The 15,347-nt window shown below is 56.2% G+C and carries 17 protein-coding genes; 6 read left to right on the forward strand and 11 right to left on the reverse strand.

Annotated features, from left to right (window positions below; translation table 11 throughout):
- Positions 1-16: 16 nt before the first annotated feature.
- The 4 genes from ABLV75_RS22930 to coaBC all read right to left on the reverse strand — a co-directional run bounded on the left by ABLV75_RS22930 (position 17) and on the right by coaBC (position 3,614).
- Complete coding sequence (locus ABLV75_RS22930; protein ID WP_004106915.1) at positions 17-1,033, reverse strand: SMP-30/gluconolactonase/LRE family protein; 1,017 nt, start codon at positions 1,031-1,033, stop codon at positions 17-19.
- A gap of 160 nt (positions 1,034-1,193) precedes the next feature.
- A complete protein-coding gene (gene slmA / locus ABLV75_RS22935) occupies positions 1,194-1,790 on the reverse strand; it encodes a nucleoid occlusion factor SlmA (protein ID WP_004106912.1) in 597 nt (198 codons plus the stop codon).
- Positions 1,791-1,966: 176 nt separating this feature from the next.
- Positions 1,967-2,425, reverse strand: a complete 459-nt coding sequence (gene dut, locus ABLV75_RS22940) for a dUTP diphosphatase (RefSeq protein WP_004106909.1) — start codon at positions 2,423-2,425, stop codon at positions 1,967-1,969.
- Positions 2,403-3,614: a bifunctional phosphopantothenoylcysteine decarboxylase/phosphopantothenate--cysteine ligase CoaBC gene (gene coaBC / locus ABLV75_RS22945; RefSeq protein ID WP_032704908.1), complete on the reverse strand. Its 1,212-nt coding sequence runs from the start codon at positions 3,612-3,614 to the stop codon at positions 2,403-2,405. The genes dut and coaBC overlap by 23 nt, the downstream gene beginning before the upstream one ends.
- Positions 3,615-3,789: 175 nt before the next feature.
- On the opposite strand from coaBC, the gene radC reads away from it, so the two are divergent.
- The 4 genes from radC (at position 3,790) to mutM (ending at position 6,099) form a co-directional block, all read left to right on the forward strand.
- On the forward strand, positions 3,790-4,455 hold the full coding sequence (gene radC, locus ABLV75_RS22950) for a DNA repair protein RadC (RefSeq protein WP_004106905.1): 666 nt from the start codon (positions 3,790-3,792) through the stop codon (positions 4,453-4,455).
- A gap of 217 nt (positions 4,456-4,672) precedes the next feature.
- Positions 4,673-4,909 (forward strand): 50S ribosomal protein L28, encoded by a 237-nt coding sequence (gene rpmB / locus ABLV75_RS22955; protein WP_002436699.1) that lies wholly within the window; start codon positions 4,673-4,675, stop codon positions 4,907-4,909.
- A gap of 20 nt (positions 4,910-4,929) precedes the next feature.
- Complete coding sequence (rpmG, locus tag ABLV75_RS22960) at positions 4,930-5,097, forward strand: 50S ribosomal protein L33 (protein WP_003024094.1); 168 nt, start codon at positions 4,930-4,932, stop codon at positions 5,095-5,097.
- 192 nt (positions 5,098-5,289) lie between these two features.
- Positions 5,290-6,099: a bifunctional DNA-formamidopyrimidine glycosylase/DNA-(apurinic or apyrimidinic site) lyase gene (gene mutM, locus ABLV75_RS22965; RefSeq protein WP_004106903.1), complete on the forward strand. Its 810-nt coding sequence runs from the start codon at positions 5,290-5,292 to the stop codon at positions 6,097-6,099.
- Between the two features lie 126 nt (positions 6,100-6,225).
- Here the strand turns inward: mutM and coaD are convergent, their stop codons facing one another.
- The 7 genes from coaD to rfaQ all read right to left on the reverse strand — a co-directional run bounded on the left by coaD (position 6,226) and on the right by rfaQ (position 13,159).
- Positions 6,226-6,702, reverse strand: a complete 477-nt coding sequence (gene coaD / locus ABLV75_RS22970; protein ID WP_004106901.1) for a pantetheine-phosphate adenylyltransferase — start codon at positions 6,700-6,702, stop codon at positions 6,226-6,228.
- Complete coding sequence (locus ABLV75_RS22975; RefSeq protein WP_004106899.1) at positions 6,699-7,475, reverse strand: glycosyltransferase family 2 protein; 777 nt, start codon at positions 7,473-7,475, stop codon at positions 6,699-6,701. Before ABLV75_RS22975 ends, coaD begins: the two co-directional genes overlap by 4 nt.
- The gene (gene waaA, locus ABLV75_RS22980) at positions 7,475-8,749 is read right to left on the reverse strand and encodes a lipid IV(A) 3-deoxy-D-manno-octulosonic acid transferase (protein WP_004106896.1); all 1,275 of its coding nucleotides are present in this window, start codon (positions 8,747-8,749) and stop codon (positions 7,475-7,477) included. Before waaA ends, ABLV75_RS22975 begins: the two co-directional genes overlap by 1 nt.
- 92 nt (positions 8,750-8,841) lie before the next feature.
- Positions 8,842-9,831, reverse strand: coding sequence for a glycosyltransferase (locus ABLV75_RS22985; protein WP_004106893.1), 990 nt, complete (start codon positions 9,829-9,831; stop codon positions 8,842-8,844).
- 30 nt (positions 9,832-9,861) lie between these two features.
- A complete protein-coding gene (locus ABLV75_RS22990; RefSeq protein WP_064372356.1) occupies positions 9,862-10,956 on the reverse strand; it encodes a glycosyltransferase in 1,095 nt (364 codons plus the stop codon).
- A gap of 2 nt (positions 10,957-10,958) precedes the next feature.
- Positions 10,959-12,086, reverse strand: coding sequence for a glycosyltransferase family 4 protein (locus ABLV75_RS22995; RefSeq protein WP_348855176.1), 1,128 nt, complete (start codon positions 12,084-12,086; stop codon positions 10,959-10,961).
- Positions 12,083-13,159 carry a putative lipopolysaccharide heptosyltransferase III gene (gene rfaQ, locus ABLV75_RS23000; RefSeq protein WP_032729133.1) on the reverse strand — a complete coding sequence of 359 codons (1,077 nt, stop codon included), beginning with the start codon at positions 13,157-13,159 and terminating at the stop codon, positions 12,083-12,085. The genes ABLV75_RS22995 and rfaQ overlap by 4 nt, the downstream gene beginning before the upstream one ends.
- Before the next feature lie 111 nt (positions 13,160-13,270).
- On the opposite strand from rfaQ, the gene ABLV75_RS23005 reads away from it, so the two are divergent.
- Complete coding sequence (locus ABLV75_RS23005) at positions 13,271-14,233, forward strand: polysaccharide deacetylase family protein (RefSeq protein WP_133497839.1); 963 nt, start codon at positions 13,271-13,273, stop codon at positions 14,231-14,233.
- A gap of 21 nt (positions 14,234-14,254) precedes the next feature.
- Complete coding sequence (locus tag ABLV75_RS23010; protein ID WP_133497840.1) at positions 14,255-15,337, forward strand: glycosyltransferase family 9 protein; 1,083 nt, start codon at positions 14,255-14,257, stop codon at positions 15,335-15,337.
- The last annotated feature ends 10 nt before the right edge of the window (positions 15,338-15,347 follow it).

Genomic DNA, 15,347 nt, shown 5'->3' on the forward strand with positions numbered 1-15,347 from the left:
TCCGCCGGGCATATTTTCAGACCAGCTTTGCGCCTTGCGCATTGACGTAGAGCGAATAGATGGACGTGCTGGATGCCATAAACAGGCGGTTGCGCTGTTCACCGCCGAAGCACAGGTTGGCGCAGCGTTCCGGTAACTGAATAATACCGATGTTTTTCCCCTGCGGATTGAAGACGCGGACGCCGTCCAGCTCTTCGCTGCCCGTACCCCACCCGCACCACAGGTTCCCGTCCATGTCGCAGGCGATGCCGTCAGCGGTTCCGTTACCGCAGTCAATATGCACTCTTTTGTTTTTCAATGTGTTATCGACAACATCCCACGCCAGGATAAGCCGGTTTGGGGTAGCGCGGCTTTCCACCACGTAGAGCGTTTTTTCATCGGCGGAAAAACAGAGGCCGTTTGGCCCCTTGACGTCGCCCAGCACGACGCTCAGTTTACGGCTCTCCGGGTCCAGTCGATAAACGTTTTGCGGCAGCTGCGGCGTGGCCTTATGACCTTCATAGAATCCGCTGATACCGAAAGGCGGATCGGTGAACCAGATGCTGCCGTCTGACCTCACGACGATGTCGTTTGGCGAGTTCAGCGGTTTGCCTTCGAAGTTATCCGCCAGTACGGTGATGCTACCGTCATATTCAGTGCGGGTAATTCGTCGGGTATCGTGTTCGCAGCTGATGAGCCGTCCCTGCCGATCGCGGGCGTGGCCGTTCGCGTAGTTTGCCGGTTGGCGAAATACGCTGGTAGCGCCGGTGGCCTCATCCCAGCGCATAATGACGTTGTCAGGAATATCGCTCCAGAGCAGCATGCGCGTATCGCCAAACCATACCGGCCCTTCCGCCCAACGAAAGCCGGTGGCGATCTGCTCCACTTTTGCGCTGGCAAGCATATAGCGGCGAAAGCTATCATCCACCGCCATAATACGCGGATCGGGATAACGTGCAGATGGCGCCCAGGCCGCGAAGCTTTTTTGACTAAGCACGAGTGATGCGGTTGCCAGACCGCCCAGTTTGAGCAATTCCCGTCGTGATGTCGCCATCAGCCCTCTCCTTATCCATTGCAAAGATACAATCAAAGGATGGTATGAGAGAGCGAGAGCCGAAAACATCTGGCAGTTCTACGAATTGTTCTGGGCGTTATGCCAGAATAATCAAAAAAGAGAGATGCAGCCTTTCGGGCTGCATAGAGACAGGAGAGGGTTACTTCAGCTGGGCGGCGACCAGCGGCCAGCGGGCGTCAAAATCGTCCGTCGGGCGATATTTAAACTCGCTGCGCACAAAGCGCGACAGCATCCCTTCGCAGAATGCCAACAGCTGGCTGGCCAGCAGGGCTTCATCGACGGAGTAGCCTTCACCTTCACGCATTTTCTTTTCACGCATCACCTGACGCAGCTGGACTTCAATACGCTCAAAAAGCTGGTTTATGCGATCCTGAAGCCGGTCCTGTTCAAACATCAGCGCGTGGCCGGTCAGAATTCTTGTCAGCCCAGGATTACGCTCGCCAAACCCCAGAATCAACAACACAATCAGACGCAGGCGCGCGGTGGTGTCTTTTTCATCTTTTAAAATCAAATTGATGCGCGTAATCAGGCTGTCTTCGATAAACTCAATCAGGCTATCAAACATGCGGGTCTTGCTCGGGAAATGCCGATACAGAGCCGCTTCGGATACGCCAACGGAGGCCGCCAGCTTCGCCGTGGTGATACGCTGACTCCCGTCGCTGGATTCGAGCATTAGCGCCAGAGATTGAAGTATTTCTTCGCGACGATTCCTTTTCGCAGTTTGTTTTTCTGCCATGTTTTAAAATACCCCTGAAAAAAAGCACTTGTCAGGCAGGCATCCACAAAGCGACCGCAAGCTGTTGCCTGCGGTGATGTTATTGCATTAGTGCGCTTTGCGATGCAGGTTCCACTTCATCTTTGGGACTGCCCGTTAATCGGCGACGCCCCGAAGATTTTTGTCTATTGCCGGGCTTATTTACGCCCTGAGTGACCGAAGCCGCCTTCGCCGCGATCGGTGGCGTCAAACTCTTCCACCAGGTTAAATTCCGCCTGTACAACGGGCACGAACACCATTTGCGCGAGACGCTCGCCGGGTTCGATGGTGAAGCTCTGCTGACCGCGGTTCCAGACGGAAACCATCAGCTGACCCTGATAGTCGGAATCAATCAGGCCGACCAGGTTACCCAGGACGACGCCGTGTTTATGACCCAGCCCGGAGCGCGGGAGAATCACTGCTGCCAGAGACGGATCGGCAATATGAATCGCCAGGCCAGTTGGCACGAGGAGCGTAGCGCCAGGCGCCAGCTCTACGGCGTCATCGAGACAGGCTCGCAGGTCAAGTCCGGCGGAACCGGAGGTGGCATAGGTCGGCAGCGGAAATTGCTGACCAACGCGCGGGTCCAGAATCTTAACGTCGATTTTTTTCATCATAACGGGTCACGATCTCGTCGAGTAATAATTGGCCCAGGAGTTCCTTGCGCTCAAGTGGTAAGCGCTTATCTCCCTCCTGCCAGAAAAGGTGTAATGCATTGCTGTCGCTGTTAAATCCCTGATTTGGCTGTGAAACATCATTAGCGCAGATCAGATCAAGATTTTTGCGGGCTCGCTTTTGCCGTGCGTATTCTTCCACATTATTCGTTTCGGCGGCAAACCCAACGACGTAAGGGCGGTTGGCCTTAAGCGCGGCGACCCCTGCGACGATATCCGGATTTTTAACCATTTTCAGGGTGAGTTCATCACCTTGTTTTTTGATTTTTTCTTCGGCAATGGTGACCGCACGGTAGTCGGCGACCGCTGCGCAGCCAATAAAAATATGCTGCCGTGAGGCGCCGTTTTGCACCGCGGTTTCCATTTCCAGCGCCGTGGTGACATCAATTCTTTGTACAAACGGCGGCGTAGGTAGAGAAACCGGGCCGCTTACCAGCGTGACGTTTGCCCCGCGACGCGCGGCGGCGGCGGCAATCGCGAAGCCCATCTTACCAGAACTGTGGTTAGTGATATAACGCACCGGATCCAGCGGCTCGCGGGTTGGGCCCGCGGTAATCATGATGCTGAGATGTTGCAAATCTTTGACAGGAGAGAAGTGCTGCGCGGCCATATCCACAATGGTCAGCGGGTCCAGCATCCGCCCCGGCCCAACATCGCCGCAGGCCTGGCTGCCGCTGTCCGGGCCCCAGACCAGCAAACCGCGCGAGGCAATCACCTCAAGATTATGCTGGGTGGCGGCGGCGCGATACATTTGCTGATTCATGGCGGGCACGACCGCGACGGGCGACGGCGTCGCCAGGCAAATCGTCGAGACGAGATCGTTAGCCATGCCTGCCGCGACTCGGGCGATTAAATCGGCGGTCGCCGGAGCGAGAATAACCAGATCGGCCCATTTCCCCAGCTCAATGTGGCCCATTGCGGCTTCGGCGGCCGGGTCGAGCAGGCTGTCGGAAACCGGATAACCCGATACCGCCTGTAAACTTAATGGCGTAATGAAGGCTTTAGCGGCTTCCGTCATGGCGACGCGGACATCCGCACCGCGGTCGCGCAGGCGGCGCACCAGTTCCGGCGTTTTATAGGCAGCAATGCCGCCGCTCACGCCGAGAACGATCTTTTTACCAGCCAGACTCATCATGATTTTTTCCTGTTGCGGTACACCAGAATTCGCGCATCTTATCACAATCCTCACGGCATCGTGTGCCTGGTGGCGATCCACTTTGCGAGGCGCTACGCAGGGATAAAACTTGCCTGTCGGCGGCGCAAAAAGGCTGTGTCAGGATAGCGGGGAGTGGGAAGGAGAGGCCGCGATGGAGATACAGGAAACCCTCATGCCGAGGGAAAAGATGCAGCGTTACGGTATCGAAGTTTTATCGGATATCGAGCTGTTAGCGCTGTTTTTACGTACTGGTACGCGCACGCAGGACGTGATGACATTTTCGCGAGAGCTGCTGCAGCGATTTGGCTCGCTGTACGGCCTGCTTTCGGCGGAAGAGTCACAGTTCGCTGAGATTGAAGGCATTGGTCTGGCGAAATATGCGCAGCTAAAAGGGATTGCTGAACTGGCGCGACGCTATTTCAGCCTGCGGATGACGGAAGAGCCCTCATTGGTCACCCCGTCGATGACGCGGGAGTTTCTGCAAAGCCAGCTGGCCGACGAAGAGCGCGAGATCTTCATGGTGATCTTTTTAGACAATCAGAACCGGGTATTGAAACATAGCCGACTTTTTTCTGGTACTCTTAGCCACGTTGAGGTGCATCCGCGAGAAATCGTACGCGAAGCCATCAAAGTGAACGCCGCCGCGGTGATCCTGGCACATAATCATCCATCCGGAAGTCCTGAGCCGAGTAAGGCCGACAGATTGATTACCGAAAGAGTGATAAAATGTTGTCGATTCATGGATATACGTGTGCTCGATCACCTTGTTATCGGCCGCGGAGCGTACGTATCTTTTGCTGAACGCGGCTGGATTTAGCCCCGATCATGCGATCCATCGGGATCTTTGTCTGTTCGGGACTTGAGCACATCGCAGAGTCAGCGTATACTACGCCACCTTTGAGAATCTCGGGTTTGGCATTTGGGCCTGGCAATCGAGAGTTCAATAGAACTATGCGATGACCGGGCTGTAAAGCCTGACGAGGCGCCAATACCCCATACGAAGCTCGAGCTAATTTGATTTTTGGAGAATAGACATGTCCCGAGTCTGCCAAGTTACTGGCAAGCGTCCGGTGACCGGTAACAACCGTTCCCACGCACTGAACGCGACTAAACGCCGTTTCCTGCCGAACCTGCACTCTCACCGTTTCTGGGTTGAGAGCGAGAAGCGTTTTGTCACCCTGCGCGTATCTGCTAAAGGTATGCGTGTTATTGATAAGAAAGGCATCGATACAGTTCTGTCCGAACTGCGTGCCCGTGGCGAAAAGTACTAAGTACTTAGAGGAAATAAATCATGGCTAAAGGTATTCGTGAGAAAATCAAGCTGGTTTCTTCTGCTGGTACTGGTCACTTCTATACCACCACGAAGAACAAGCGTACTAAGCCGGAAAAACTGGAACTGAAAAAGTTCGATCCAGTTGTCCGTCAGCACGTTTTATACAAAGAAGCTAAAATCAAATAATTTTAGGTTCCTTGTAAAGAAAAACCCCGCCTCGGCGGGGTTTTTTGTTATTAAAACGACGCCATCGTCGGCTCTGGCGGCAGTTTAGCCCTCCTGTGGCAGGCGGAAGAGCAAGCTGAACAATAATTGCCCTGAACCTCGTCGCTGAACGCGGTAAGATAGAGCATCCAGCCGTTTTTGTTCGAGAAAAGAATGCCTGAATTACCTGAAGTAGAAACCAGCCGCCGCGGCATTGAGCCTCACCTGGTTGGTGCGACCATCCTGCACGCCGTTGTGCGCAACGGGCGCCTGCGCTGGCCGGTTTCCGAAGAGATCTATCGCCTGAGCGACGTTCCTGTGCTCAGCGTGCGCCGCCGCGCTAAATATCTGCTGCTCGAACTGCCCGACGGCTGGATTATCGTCCATCTCGGCATGTCGGGAAGCCTGCGTATCCTCAGCGAAGATCTGCCGGCGGAAAAACACGACCACGTGGACCTGGTGATGAGTAACGGCAAGGTCCTGCGCTATACCGATCCGCGACGCTTTGGCGCCTGGCTGTGGACTAAAGAGCTGGAAGGGCATCCGGTGCTGGCGCATCTGGGGCCGGAGCCGCTGAGCGATGAGTTCAACGCCGATTATCTCCAGCAGAAATGCGCGAAGAAGAAAACTGCGATCAAGCCCTGGCTAATGGATAACAAGCTGGTGGTCGGCGTGGGTAATATCTACGCCAGCGAATCGCTATTTTCGGCGGGTATTCACCCCGACAGGCTGGCCTCTTCGCTGTCGCGCGAGGAGTGCGAACAGCTGGTGAAAGTGATTAAGCTGGTCCTGCTGCGCTCCATCGAACAGGGTGGGACGACGCTGAAAGATTTCCTGCAAAGCGACGGTAAACCGGGTTATTTTGCCCAGGAGCTGCAGGTGTATGGCCGCAAGGGCGAGCCGTGCCGCATTTGCGGGACGCCGGTTATCGGCAGTAAACACGCCCAGCGGGCGACGTTTTATTGTCGCCAGTGCCAGAAATAATATGCGGTGGTTGCGGTGAACCCGGCTCGCGCTGCGCTTAGCCGGGCTACGCGTCCGTGCGATTTGATTGGGTAGCCCGGACAGATGCGCAGCATCGCCTGCGGGAAGAGACCCGATGGCGCAGGATTACAGCTTCTTCAGCAGCGCCTGGTGAACGTTTGCCGGCAGAAAGTGGGAGACGTCGCCCTGGTGGCGCGCCACTTCTTTTACCAGCGAAGAGGAGATAAACGACCACTCTTTGCACGGCATCAGAAACACGCTCTCCAGCGTCGGCATTAAATGACGGTTCATATGGGCCAGCTGCATCTCATATTCAAAATCCGCCACCGCCCGCAGGCCGCGAATTAAAATGTTCGCCTGCTGCGCGCGGGCAAAATTGGCCATTAAATCGCTGAAGCCAATAACCTCAACGTTGACCAGATGCGCCGTTGCCTGGGTGGCCAGCGCGATGCGCTCGTCGAGAGTGAACATCGGCTTTTTGCTCGGGCTGGCGGCGATAGCCAACAGCACCTTATCGAACATGCTGGCCGCGCGAGTGACGATATCGATATGGCCGTTGGTGATAGGGTCGAAGGTTCCCGGATAGATCGCTTTTGTGCTCATAATGACACTTTCTCCGAGTAGCCGCGGCTCAGGGCCCACAGCTCGGTGTATTTATTAAACGTGTATTGCGCGTTGACCACCGCCAGTAGCCAGCCTTGTTTCCCATCCAGAATGCCGCCGCGCAGCAGCAGCGTTTTCACAAAGGCGCCCAGCGTATGGCCGAAGATAGCGGCCAGCGAGGTCTTTTTGCCTCTCTGATGGCGCTCCTGCGCCCAGGCGGCGGCGTAGGCCAGCTGCTTTTGCTGAAAGCCGGAGAAATCACGGCAGGTCAGATGCAGCAGATCGCCCGCGAGCTCGATAACCGGCGCGCCTCGGGCATCGAGAGATTCGTGGACCAGATTATCGTTATAGCGGTAGCGGCCGCGTTCGTACAAGCGCATCACGCGATCGGGATACCAGCCGCTGTGGCGCATAAAGCGGCCAAGAAAATAGTTGCGCCGGGCAATGCTGTATATTGCGCCGGTTTGCGGCGCGGCCAGCACGCTGCGGATAGACTGCGCAAGCTCCGGAGTGACGCGCTCGTCGGTATCGATCATCAGCACGTAATCGCCGGTGGCGTAGTCCTGGGCGCGCTGGCGTTGAATACCGTAGCCCTGCCAGTCGCGATTGACGTGCACCTGAACGCCCATGCTGCGGGCTAATTCGACGGTGTTGTCGCTGCTGCCGGAATCCAGCAGCACTATCTCATCGGCCCAGCTTACCGACGCCAGACAATCAGGCAGCAGATCCGCCGCGTTTTTGGCGATCATCACGACCGAGAGTCGAGGCGACATTAGTGGCTCCGCTGCGGCAGATAGGGTTGGAGTAACTGTAGCAGGCGGGAGAGGGCGCCCTGGTTTTGATGCAGGACTTCCACCGCGTGACGACCATACCACAGACGGTAATCTTCATCGGTCAGCAGGTTTGACACCTCCGTCACCAGCGAGTCGGCGTCGGTGACGGTAATCAGTCCATCGTCCTGCTGCAGCTTGGCGCAGATATCTTTGAAGTTAAAGGTGTGCGGGCCCATCAGTACCGGTATCGCATGAGCAGCGGGCTCCAGCGGGTTATGACCGCCGCGCTCCACCAGGCTACCGCCGACAAACGCGAGGTCGGCAATGCCGTACAGCAGCATCAGCTCACCCATGGTATCGCCAATCACCACCTGGGTACTGTTCGACGGGATTTCACCGGTACTGCGCAGGGTGTAGCTCATTCCCGCTTTCTGCACCATCTCGCGGGCGTCGCCGAAGCGCTCCGGGTGGCGCGGGACAAGGATCAGCAGCAGGTTGGGGAAGCGCTCCAGCAGCTTTTTATGCGCCTGAAGAATGATTTGCTCTTCGCCGTCGTGGGTGCTGGTGGCAATCCATACCTGGCGGTGCGGCGCCCACTGGCGACGCAGGGTGATAGCGCGAGCGGCCAGCTCCGGCGTGACTGAAATATCAAACTTCAGGCTGCCGGTGACCGCCAGTTGATTGCGTTTCAGGCCAAGGGCGATAAAGCGGCTGGCGTCTTCTTCATTCTGTGCGGCGATAAGGGTAATGCGGCTCAGCAGCCGACGCATAAATTTGCCCAGTTTGGCATAGCCTTTCGCCGAGCGTTCGGACAGCCGGGCGTTGGCGATAACCAGCGGAATTTTGCGTTTATGCAGCGTGGCGACCATGTTCGGCCACAGTTCGGTTTCCATGACGATAACCAGCTTTGGCTGAACGGTATTGAAGAAGCGGTTCATTGCGCCGGGAAGATCGTAAGGCAGATAGACGTGATGGACGTCTTTACCGAAAGCGGACATCGCGCGTTCGGAGCCGGTTGGCGTCATGGTCGTGACGGTGATCGGCAGATAGGGGTAGCGGTGGCGTAGCGCGCGCACCAGCGGGATAGCCGCCAGCGTTTCACCCACGGAAACGGAATGCAGCAGGATGCCACCCGGTTCTACCTTGTTCTGGCAGAAGCCATAACGTTCCTTCCAGCGTTTACGATAGGCAGGGGCCTTACGGCTGCGTAACAGCAGTCGCAGCCACACCAGCGGCTGAATGAGGTAAAGTAGGGCGGTATAAAGCAATTCCAAGCGATTTATCCGTATTTATGTTTTTGCGGGCAAATTCTAAGCATTTAACCCGCGTAAAGCTATCTCTTTGGCGGAAACTAAGGGATTCAGTATTAAGCCGCGTCGCGATAGCGCTTGATGCGCAGATAGCGGCGTCCAAGACGCCAGCGTAGACGGAACGTATGGGCATTTTTCCAGATCAGGCTCCAGATACCGCGGTCAAAGAACTCTTTAATGATAATATGCTTTTTTGACTCATCTTTCATGCTATCGAAGGTATGAATAATTCCCAGCCCCTCTTTAGCGATCTGCCAGCGGCAGGCGGAAATATTGCGAACCTTGTCCGGATAGCGCTGGTTGATGGCGTCCAGCATCTCAAGAATCTTCATATAGTGGCGCGCTGAGCGCATCAGCGTATCGTCATTGTCCGGCTTATGCGACACCGATTCCGAATGGATGTAGTAATCGTAGAACTGCTCGCTGGTGTACTGCACGCGTTCTGCCGCCAGCAGCACTTCCGTGGTCCAGGGAATATCCTGATGACGCAGGCCCGGCTCAAAATGGAAGCGGTGATCCGCGATAAACTCGCGGCGGTAAATATTGAGCCAGGTGACATGCAGGAACTTACGAGAATCCAGCGCCTGTTTTAACCAGACGTGGCCGGGCAAAACGCCGGTCGACTGTAGCCGGTCCAGCGGGAAAATAGGATGGATATCTTTTTTTGTCTCGTAGACGTAGCGGCCGTTGCAGGTGGCGACGTCAAGATTGCCCTTTTCCGCCATTTCCAGAAGCGTACGGTACATGCCCGGGTAAAGCTTATCGTCGATATCCGGAAAGGTCAGGTATTTACCGGTCGCCGCGGCGAGCCCGGTATTGCGCGCCACCGACACGCCCTGGTTTTCCTGTTCCAGTACGAGCACGTTTTGCAGGCGCTCTTTCCACTGGTCGATAACCGCAAGGCTACCGTCCGTCGACCCGTCGTTCACCAGGATCAGTTCATAGCTTTCCAGCTGCTGTTGCTCAAGGCACTCAAAGAATTGCGCAAGGAATTTTTCGCCGTTATAGACGGCGGCTACGATGCTTAGTAAAGGCGTTTGACTCATAAATCATTCGATCCTGGTTGAATAACGGCGTCAGGCGCTGCGCAGCTGACGATACTGCTGACAAATCGATGCCACGCTGAATTTCTCCAGCGCCGAGGCGTCGATGGCTGGGGGGCTATGGTAAATGCTTTGCATCGTCTGAGCCAGCGCCGGGCTGTTGAGATCGGCCAGGCCGCGCGACAGCTCGCCGGTGAGGATCTCGGTCACGCCGCCCGGGCAGCGGGTGCTGGCGACCGGCGTATCCAGCAGCAGCGCTTCAACCACTACGTTGCCAAAACCTTCGCTATCGGAGCTCAGGACCAGCATCCGCGCGCCTTTGATCCACGGCAGCGGATTTTTCTGGAAGCCTTTAAACAGGACGCGATCGGCAACCTGTAGCTGCTGCGCCAGCTGGCGCAGGCGCTGCTCTTGTTCCGGTTTTCCCTGTCCCAGCAGCACAAGCGGCGCATCGATACCGCTTTGTGCATACGCCTCAATCAGGCGGTCGTGGCGTTTACCGGGATGAAAGCGACCCACGTGAATAATATAGTCGCCGTCGGGTCGCTGGCTGGGCTCTTCAGCCGCTACGCGCAGCGCGGCGATATCAAACGGGTTATAGATGGTTTTCAGCTGGGCCGGGCGAATGGCGAACTGCTCGACCAGATCTTGACCTACCGCATCGGAGACGGTGACGACGTTGCGTCCCTGGTAAACGCGTCCGATCTTCTGCTGCTTCAGCCAGCGGTCAAAACCGGTGCGATGGCCGAGATAGGAAGTAGAGAATACGCCGTGCAGGCAATACCAGACGTTTCGCCCGTTCAGCAGGCGGCTGCGGGAGACAATGCGGTCAGTTTTATGCAGATTCGAGAGCACCAGATCGAAGCGGCCCTGCCGTTCTGCGCTATCGATGGCCGCATCAAGCTGGCGCGCGCGCCGGGAGAGTTCCGTCAGTTTGCGCCACGGTTTGCGGCAGCGGTCGGCGATGACCTGATAATCCAGTCCTTCCGGCAGCGGATAATCGCAGACGTCGCGCAGGGAAAAAAGCGATACCTTTTCCCCCTGGCTGAGAAAGTGCGCCGCCAGCGTCAGCACGACTTTTTCCGCGCCGCCGCCGGGCAGACCGTCGATAACAAACAATATGCGCATCGTTATTTCACCAAATCCTGATAAAGTAAGAGCAGCTGCGCCGAGAGGCGTTCGCTGGTGCAGGCCATGATGCGCTCGCGGGCGCGTTCGCCTTCCGCGGAGCCTAACGCCCGGGCGGGAAGGGCGCTAACCGACTCCTGCAGGGCCGGGATATCCAGCGCATCGCAAACGTAGCCATTGCTGCCCTGAACAATAAACTCCGCGCCGCCGCAGCCGGTAGTGGTAATGACCGGCAGGCCGCAGGCCATCGCTTCGAGAATAACGTTGGGAAACGGGTCGTACAGCGTCGGCAGCAGCAGGCCGTCGGCCATCTGATAAAACGGCAGGGTTTCCGACTGCATGCCGAAAAAGCGCACCCGCTCCTCGCAGTTCAGCGTTTTCGCCAGCTGCTGATAACGACTTTGCTCTTTATCTTTACCCACTACCAGCATGTAGCGGTTGGTCGGCGCGATGGCGCGGATCGCCGCATCCAGCCCCTTGCGCTCAAAGCCGGAGCCGACGTAAATCAGGCAGGTCGCCTGGAGCGGCAGATTCCATTTGGTACGCAGCGCGACAAAGGCCGCTTCCGTCGGCGGCAGAAAACGCTGGTTATCGATGGCGTTATAGATAACGTGGATTTTTTCCGCCGGCAGGCCGAAGTCTGCAATAATCTCGCGTTTAATCATCTCCGCGTTGCAGATAACGCCGCGCAGGTGCGAGTCCTGGTACATTTCGCGCTCGGCCTGCATCACATAGCGATGGTAGCGGTCGGCAAACAGCAGGCGGCTTTTCCAGCCGGGCAAAATGCGCGAGCGCTGCTGCAGCCAGCGGCGGTGTACGCCGTCTCCGGCGCGGTACAGGTCGCAGCCGGGGATACGCTCATGGCTTTGTACCAGATCGAAGGCTTCGCGCTGCCACAGCTGGCGGGCGGCGTCGGCAAACCCACGCTCGCGGCTGATCCGCCCCCATTTACGCGGATTGCAGATGTGGATGTTCCACTCGGGCTTCACCGGCCCCTGCCACTCGCGGGTGATGACGTTCAGCTCAAGGTCGCTGTCGTCGAGGGCCTCCAGCGCGCGGGAGACAAATCGTTCCGCGCCGCCGTCCGGGCGATACTTCTGGCGTACCAGAGCCAGCCTGAATTTACTCATGCCAGTACCTTTTTCGCCGCCGCGATAACCGCGTCGGTGGGGATTAAATCGAGATAGCGTTCCTCGGTGTTGGTATCTATGTCGTCAGGGTCGGGAATCGAGCCGAAATCACCCGCCCAAATTACCTCACCCTGCGCCTGCCATGGACGCCAGAAAGTGAGCTTGGAGGGGCCGAATAGCGCCACCAGCGGTGTGCCCAGCGCGGCGGCCATATGCATCGGCACGGAGTCGACGCCGATAAACAGGCGGGCATGGTCGATGAGAGACGCCAGCTGGCGCAGGGTGAGCTGCCCGGCGAGGGAGTACAGGCGAGCATTGGGACAGCCCGTCATAATCGTGTCGATCATCTGCTTCTCTTTGGCGTCGGGGCCGGAGGTCAGCACGACCGGATAGCCTGCCTCAGAAAGCGCGTTTATCAGGGCGCTCATCCGCGCTTCGCGCCAGCATTTAAAGAACCAGCGGGAGGTCGGCTGAATGACGATATAGTTGTCCTGAAATCCTTCCGGCAGCAGCGCGCGGCTGGCGAGCCAGTCCTGTTCGCTGTAGCCCATCGTTGCCGGCGCATCATCAATATCCAGCCCAAGCGGCGCCAGAATCGACAGATTCTGCTGTACGGTATGCAGCTGGTTGTGCAGCTCGGTTGAGGCGAGGGCGGTATGGCAAAAACGCCAGGCCGGATGACGACGCTTCGGAAAGTCAAAGCCGATGCGGGTGGTCGCCCCGGTCAGTTTAGTGATAATCGCGCTGGGCCACTGATCGGCAAGATTGAGCACCATATCGTAGCGCTGCTGGCGGAGCGTACGGATCAGCTGCCATTCCATCTTGAGCTGATGGCCGGTGCCCTGTTTTTTCCAGCGCCGATCGATACCATAAATATGGCGGATCTCAGTATTCGCTGCGAGCATATCCCGGGTTTCTTCATAAAGCAGCACATCCACGCAGGCGGCGGGGTATTGCTGTTTTAGCGCGTGAATAAGCGGCGTTATCAATAACATATCGCCATGATGGCGAAGCTTAATAACCAGGATTCGCGCCGGGTTCACGCGGCCGGAAGTACGGGTTTCAGGCGTCATTCTCTGTTCTTCATTCAGGGTCAGGGCTCCGATTCTAGGGGATCAGATAGATTGAGAGAAGCCTTGTCTTGCTCTACCATGACCCGATACGTATGGCCTGAGGACGTTTTCGTGCACAAACCCGCATTTCTCATCACGATTGATACAGAGGGCGATAACCTCTGGCAAAAACATGACAGCATCACCACCGAGAATGCGCGCTATTTACCGCGTTTTCAGCAGCTTTGCGAAAAGTATGGCTTCAAACCGGTTTATTTGACCAACTATGAAATGGCCATCGACCCGGTTTATATCGAATTCGCCAAAGATGTGATTGCCCGGGGGACGGCGGAAATCGGCATGCATCTGCATGCCTGGAACAGCCCACCGACCGACCCGCTTACCGATGACGACTGGCGGCATAAACCGTATCTGATCGAGTACAGCGATACGGCGATGCGGGCAAAAGTCGACTATATGACCTGTCTGCTGGAGGATACCTTCCAGACTAAAATGGTCAGCCATCGCGCCGGACGCTGGGCGTTTGACGAGCGCTACGCGCGTCTGCTGGTGGAGTATGGCTATCTGGTCGATTGCTCGGTTACTCCCAGGGTGAACTGGAAAACGGCGAAAGGCGCGCCGCAGGGCGACGGCGGTACCGATTATCGTCACTTCCCGCAGCATGCCTACTTTCTCGACGAGAACGATATTCGTCGTGAAGGCCAGTCGCCGCTGCTGGAAGTGCCAATGAGCATTCAGTACAAGCATTCTGCGTGGATGAATAGCCTGAAGCAGGGTTACGATCGCCTGCGCGGCAAAGTCCGCTCGCCGTCGGTACACTGGCTGCGTCCGATGGGCGGCAACGTGGAGACGATGAAAAAAGTGGTTGAACAAACGTTGACTCAGGGTAATGACTACGTCGAATATATGCTCCACTCTTCTGAGTATATGCCTGGCGGCAGCCCGACGTTTAAAAACGAGCAGGATATAGAGCGCTTATATGCCGATCTGGACGCTTTTTTCAGCTGGCTGGCACCGCAGGTGAAGGGAATGACGTTGGCGGAATATTACCAACAGAAACGCGCACAGCGATAAAAGATCACAACCAGGTACCGTATGCGTATCGTGAAGCAGTTCACGCGGAAGAAAAATGCCTTCTTCCGCGAAATTAAATTTAATTTAATTAACTATCGTTACAGAAATAAAAGCGCACGCCAGCCTTTTAATCCCGCGAAGATTCAGCATGTTTTATTATTGCGCCTGGATGACAAAGTCGGGGATATGGTCGTGACGACCGGCTGCGCAAAGCTTTTGGCCGACCAGGGCTATAAGGTGTCTGTTCTTACCGGGCCTGTCTGTAAACAGATGCTTGCCGGTGCGGATTTTCTTGAGCAGGTCTATTTATATCAGCCGCGGATGCCCTTAAATGCGCTGCGTGCGGTGGGATTTGACGCGGTCGTTGATTTTGATGATGTTAAAACCTACGAACGTTTTAAACTGCTCTCTGATTTGCGGCCTGGCTGCGTTATTGGTTTTAATAAACAAGAATATAAGCTTTACGATCACTCCATCCCTTTTTTTGACAGCGCCAGGCATATTTCCGCCCGCTACAAAGAAGTGGCCAGGCTATTTGGTATAGAACACGATCGTTACCACTATCATCTGCCCGGCGATCTTCACGAACGGGAAAGGGTTAAGCTTTTACTTAATCAGGAAAAAGCGCGCGCTCTCTGTATTGCGATCAACCCGTTTACCGCTTCAACGGATAAAGACTTTTGTCATCATCAGGTGGCGACTCTGATTGACCGCCTGCATACGCTTCCGTATGCCGTGAGCGTCGTCATGGTTGGGCATAGCGAAAAAATTCGCCAGCTAAATCTGGATAAAGCGCTATATCTGCCTGATAGCAATATTAATTCAGCGGTAGAGATCGTTCGCCAGTGCGATCTGGTGATTACGGCGGATACCGCCATCGTACATATTGCCCGCGCGTTCGACAAGCCCATGGTGGCGGTTTACAACAAACGTAAGCTCAAAGATACCGGTTTGCCGGGCTATACTATTTGGGCGCCGGGTTATGACAAGGCCAGACAGATTGTCTGTGAAGAGACCCACGTCGCCGACATGACGATTGACGCCGTCTGGCCGGTGATTAAAGCGCAGGCGGACGACCTGGTTGCCTCTCGCGAGCAGGCATAAAAAAGGCCCG

It is taken from the genome of Klebsiella sp. CN_Kp066 (assembly GCF_040065135.1).
Classification (GTDB): Bacteria; Pseudomonadota; Gammaproteobacteria; order Enterobacterales; family Enterobacteriaceae; genus Klebsiella; species Klebsiella oxytoca.